Source organism: Vibrio sp. 10N.286.49.E11, assembly GCF_041469505.1.
In the GTDB taxonomy this organism is placed as follows: domain Bacteria; phylum Pseudomonadota; class Gammaproteobacteria; order Enterobacterales; family Vibrionaceae; genus Vibrio; species Vibrio crassostreae_C.
In genome coordinates this window covers 1-5,384 of sequence record NZ_JBFRKQ010000067.1, presented here as the reverse complement: position 1 = coordinate 5,384, position 5,384 = coordinate 1, and the positions used below count along the sequence as shown (strand labels likewise).

The 5,384-nt window shown below is 38.6% G+C and carries 3 protein-coding genes; all 3 read right to left on the bottom strand.

The window, feature by feature from the left end; all coding sequences use genetic code 11:
- Positions 1-253: 253 nt before the first annotated feature.
- The 3 genes from gmtX to AB4167_RS15875 are packed head-to-tail and all read right to left on the bottom strand — an operon-like array spanning position 254 to position 5,290.
- The gene (gene gmtX / locus AB4167_RS15885; protein ID WP_145577959.1) at positions 254-964 is read right to left on the bottom strand and encodes a gamma-mobile-trio protein GmtX; all 711 of its coding nucleotides are present in this window, start codon (positions 962-964) and stop codon (positions 254-256) included.
- Positions 949-3,882: a VPA1269 family protein gene (locus AB4167_RS15880; RefSeq protein WP_372136745.1), complete on the bottom strand. Its 2,934-nt coding sequence runs from the start codon at positions 3,880-3,882 to the stop codon at positions 949-951. The genes gmtX and AB4167_RS15880 overlap by 16 nt, the downstream gene beginning before the upstream one ends.
- Before the next feature lie 7 nt (positions 3,883-3,889).
- Complete coding sequence (locus AB4167_RS15875; RefSeq protein ID WP_372136744.1) at positions 3,890-5,290, bottom strand: tyrosine-type recombinase/integrase; 1,401 nt, start codon at positions 5,288-5,290, stop codon at positions 3,890-3,892.
- Positions 5,291-5,384: the final 94 nt, after the last annotated feature.

Genomic DNA, 5,384 nt, shown 5'->3' with positions numbered 1-5,384 from the left:
GTTACTACAAGCCAGTTACTATGTTCGACTCTATGTACCAGCGCCTGTCGGGCTTTACCATACGTGTTCCATTAGTCCACAAGACAAATACAGTGGTGCCTTCATCACCTCAACTCCTACAAGGATTTTGAGTTGATATGTCACACGCTTCTAGGGAGATACTGTTACTTTAAGCGTATCCGCCCCATGAACCCACGGGACGGAGACTCAAGAGGTGCTGCAATTGTGTAAATTAAGTATGCCTTTTCTTACACTAAGATTGATTTTTCATAATTTGGATTGCGATGGATAGCGCTTGTTGTAGACCTATATCACTGAGGAGATCACTCTTTCTAATAGCTTTAGATGCTACCAAGCATCCGTCTTCATCAAACATCACCTTGGTGCTGTTTTCCAAGAAGTCTTCAATCACCTCAATGTGTATGTCAGAATCCTTTGGAACATCAATAACTTCAGGAGGCTTTGTGGAAGATATCGACTGTTCACTATTGTGAAACAGTAATTTGTCATCGCCGCCCTCTTGAATGATAGGCAGACCTTGAATCTCTTTCAGAAGGTTAACTTGGTGTCTTGCAGACTTAAGTTCGTTATACATGTTCTGTATCTTGAATTTGACCAAATCACTAGTTATGGATTCATAGTCTGAGTTGCTCATGACGGTAATATCTATCTTGGAAGATTTTGAAGCCCTAGAGACCTTGGCATCATTAATATCATCCTGCCACGCATCAACAAGAACTCGATAAGGGTTATCTTTTCCTCTCGATTTCTTATTGTAAATTGAGCTTTTGCTCATTTTGATTCCCAAAGCCATTAATGCATCCGTAAGGTTTGGGGCCGTAAGCTCTACGTTGTTTCGTTTGAAGCCTTGAATTATCTTGTGGATTGCTCTTAGCTTTGTTTCAACACTACTACTCGACTCTGAGCATAATCTCTCTAATACAGCTTCTATTGTGGTAGACATGTAATATCTCCCAAGTTTTGAATTTTCATAACAGCACCTAAATACTTACCCTCTAGTTTTTGCAAGTCATGCTCGATTGCCTTTGCAGTAGAGGATATTGCAGCTTGTCTTTCGTCATCAGAAAGCGGTTTTAAAAAGAGGGGCTGCTCACCCAATGCAACTAAAGTCATGTCAACAAAGGTATCTCGCTTAAACTTCAAATCTTTATCTTTAGTGAAGTGCGGCAAAAACCTTTCTGACTCAACGATAGAATTCAAATGTTCAAAGTCCGAACACTCTTCAAACCCTAAGCCTCCAACAAAATCATCCTCTGTATTAGTTACTTCACGAACTTTCTCAAACAAAAGATTGGTGTAGTAAACTTCGGCTAAGATAAGGTTCTCATCACCTTCATTGGACTCCATATGATTTTCAACCTTTTTTACCTGATTATCATACGAATAGAATAGCTCTGTCTTACCGTTAGTCTTATATTCCTGCCTTCTAAGCTTAACTAACTCTTTTTGCTCTTCTTGTAACTGATTGTAGGTATCACTAATTTTCTTAGCTTTATAAAGCAATGTATTTATGTGTGACCAAATTGTAATAAGGTATGGTTTCCCACTTACTAAATATTTACAGTTGGCACACTTCCCTACACCTTTAAATCTAAAATCACTATCTTGATGGGCCTCATCACAAAGAGTAGCGGCGTTAGGACAGATGCCAAGTGTGTTTGAATTCCATGCTCGGTCTCTAATTATCTCCCAAGATGAGTCATAGGCATCAGAAATATACGCCATCGCTCTTGCCTTACTTATTGGCTTTTTCTTTAAATCAGACGATAGTGACAACTGCATTTTCATAGAAACCTTCGCTTGCGCTTCAGAAATTTCAGTTTCAACATAATGCGCATCATGTTTTACATAGTGATATGTTGTTCGTATATTTGCATGACCCGCAATAAACTTTGAAATAATATTTATCGGCACACCCGCTTCTTCTAGTCGAGTTATACCCGTAACCCTAGTGCAATGGATAGTAAGATCACTTATATAAGAGTTTCCTCCCCCTATATTCTTCTTAAACTTCTCTATCTTATCTGCTGATATAACTGAGAAGTCAGCCCCTTCATCCTCTAGTCTTCGCTGAATCTCAATCATTAGATTATTCCACGTGCGTACTAGTAATTTCTTCGTAGGGGGAAAGTTATGCGTGTTTTTAACCGGATTCAAGTTACACCTAAATAGGTAAAATCTATCTGGTATTAACTTCAAAACCAGCTTAGTCGGAGGGGCGCCAAGGATTTGCCGCAAATCTTTTTTTTCAAGATCTCGCAAACAACTAGGGCTGTCCACTGGGTGGTGTTCTTCAATAAATTTCAATTGTCTCTCAACAATTTTTATTACATCCTCATGATGCCACGGAATCACATACCCACTACTGTCACTAAAGGCAACATTTCTATCTGCTGTCTTATTGGTATTCACATACATGTAAGCACGTCTGATGATAGGATACCCACTATCATCAAACTCTTTACTTTTTTTGGCTTCACGAACTAAGCTCTTCGCTCTGTTCAAGAAGCCTCTAGCATCATTTACGTGTCCCTTAGCCTTCCAGTAACAGGCTAATTTGCTGTCATTTTCTTCCCATACAACATCATCAAAATTATATTTGTAAGGATCACCTTCACCGCTATCTAGACATTGAGCTTGAATCCCTCGAATTGGAATCATAAACAATAAAGCTAGTAAATTGACAATTGTTGGGTTAAAAGTATTGACGCCTTCTTCATCCCGAAAATACATATAGTCTAGGCTCCTAGCCCATTCATATGAAGGATCGTAAAGTATATCAGTTGCTATCTGATGAACTCGATAAGGAATAAGTGCTTTCGGTGTTTCATCTTTGGCTCCATTGCCATCGTTTTTTACTAATCTAATAACCTTGTCGTACTCTACTCTAGACAATAATGCTTCGTATCCGTCATCTTGGTCGATAGCATGTTCAATCATCAACCAGTTGGCAAAATCAAAGATAGCTAGAGCCTTACTTCTTATTTTTTTTTCGCCTTCATTTAGAAAATTGAACCATCGATACTCTCCATCTCTTCCAACTTTCATTAAATCCTGAAAGTCTTCAACTGATTTAACCTCCATAATATCTATGCGGTTACAGATATATTCCAGTAACACCCTTAGAGCAGCATCTACCTCTTTGGGGCTTTTTAGCTTTAGCGTATCCTTATATCTCTCGTATTCGCTAATAAGAAAAGAATAGTTCTCTAGTCTTACCTCAGACTTTCGTTTGGAACGGGAAAGAGATAGCCCTCTTGGACGTGATAAACCATTAGGTATTATATCTGTTTCTAGTTTTGAATCTAACTTCTGGTTGTTGTTTCTATAACCAACAATCAAAAATTCCAATATGCCAAACAGTTCTTTTTTGATGTACTTATGATCTATTGTATTGATGTCACCAGTAAAAAGAGCGTGCCTATCTATAACCAAACATCTCAACTTATCAACGTCTTCAAGGGTCACTTCCATCAAAGAATGCTTTTCGTAGAAGTATCCATAAAGTAGTGCAAACACCCTACCTTTCTGTCTTGGTGATGAATTAACTCCATAACCGTTTGCCTCAGCAGCTTTATCAAACTCTTCATATAGCGAAGAGATTCTTTCTTGCTTTTTCGCCTGTATACTCAAACTGGTTAGATAGGCAGTAGACCATTGGTGCTTAGCGAAGTAGTAAAACTCGGAGAAACATATGCCTCTATCACGAAGAGTGCTAAGAAGTTTTAGTCCACGTTCATATTCATTTTTATTAGTCAAACAAACGAGACAAACCTCTATAATCGCAGAGTTTGATAGGTACTCAACTTCACCTTCTCGTTCTAAAAACTTTTCAACATCAGTGCTTTTTAAACCTAACATAAAGACTCTATAAAATTATTGTGTAGTTTGTTGAAATTTCACTTAAAGCGGCATCTATATCTTTGGCAGTTGCGCCTTTATACACTTCTTGAGACAAGATATTTCGATGATTGGCTAATATTTGAATGATTTTGTTGCCAGCTCCATTGTTTGCAAGCGTTGTTACAAACCAATGCCTCATAGGGTGTGGGGAAATACCATCCTCATACCCATACTCTGCCATATAGCCCATTTTTTCGAGCCTTCCTACAGCTCTTTGTAATGCTCTAACGTATGCACGTATAGATAGAGGGGCACCAAGGTCACTTTTGTCACCCATTTTGACAAAAAAGAATGGATGATCGTGACCATGCTTCTGTTTATAGTTTTCCATGCAGACCTCTCTAAGATATAAATACTCAGCAAACCAGTCACAAAAATGTTGTTCTATTTCCGTATGAATTAATACGATTTCTGTCTTATAGTCACTATTTACAGCTAGGTCTTTCCATCCTGCGTGGTAGCTTTTAGAGACCGCTCGCTCATTTCTTGGTTGGAGTTTACGGTGCATCAAATACTCTTTTCTTAGCATCTTAGGATAAGGCTGAACGTCAGTAGCACCTTCTGAGGGGTGGTGTAGGTTTATCCTTACTCTTCCTGTAGAAGTGTCGAGCTTGAAGTCATTGTACCAAACATGGAACGGTTCACTTTCACGCATACCACCAAATAACAACATGGCGGTAATCATCTTGGCACCAACATCTTCAGTTCCATCACGTTTTTTGAAACCGTACTTAAACAAAGGCTCAATCAGATCCTCTGGAAACACATGAATATTTCTACTCTTAGGATTGCCGTTGAACTTATAGATATGGTCGTTTGAAGTAGCTTGAACTCTTGCTGCAACATTCTTCACGTTTGTTACATGACTGAGAGATACATTATCTTTTATCGCATAGGCATGATAAAAGTACCTAAGATTTGTTGAGTCCTTTGCAGGGATAAGCGACTCAGAGACGTGGTCAGAGAGATCTTTAGAAAAATCTATGATGTATGCAAAATTCCTCATGACTGTCTTTTGGCTGGAGGGTGTCCAACCAAGCTCTTCATCACCAGTTAATGAGCACTCAATGAACCCTCTCAATGCATCAGCGATACTATTATCATTCTTGTATGCCGATGCCTTTACTAAACAAAAGTCATAAAACAGACCAATAGCTCGTGCTACATGCCTCTGCCATGAGAGACTATTTGATGCATTTCTCGCAAAATACTTAAATAGCTCATGGAAGACTATAGGAGCATCCGCGCCAAGCGGCTTTATATAGAGAATCATGAACTGGTCACGCTTACCGCTTTTTAAAACGACATGCTGCTTAACAGTGACATGATGCAATGGGTTGGGATAATTTCGCGCTCTGAATTTCATGCTGTGTCTTTGTTGTAATTATTTATAAGGGGTTATACTTTACTTATATTGGAACAATAAGAGATATATTGGATGAAATCAAGCATTATGTTGT

Bases quoted from the DNA above. Each gene is read 5' to 3' on its own strand.
- gmtX (WP_145577959.1), bottom strand. From the start codon at position 964: ATGTCTACCACAATAGAAGCTGTATTAGAGAGATTATGCTCAGAGTCG.
- AB4167_RS15880 (WP_372136745.1), bottom strand. From the start codon at position 3,882: ATGTTAGGTTTAAAAAGCACTGATGTTGAAAAGTTTTTAGAACGAGAA.
- AB4167_RS15875 (WP_372136744.1), bottom strand. From the start codon at position 5,290: ATGAAATTCAGAGCGCGAAATTATCCCAACCCATTGCATCATGTCACT.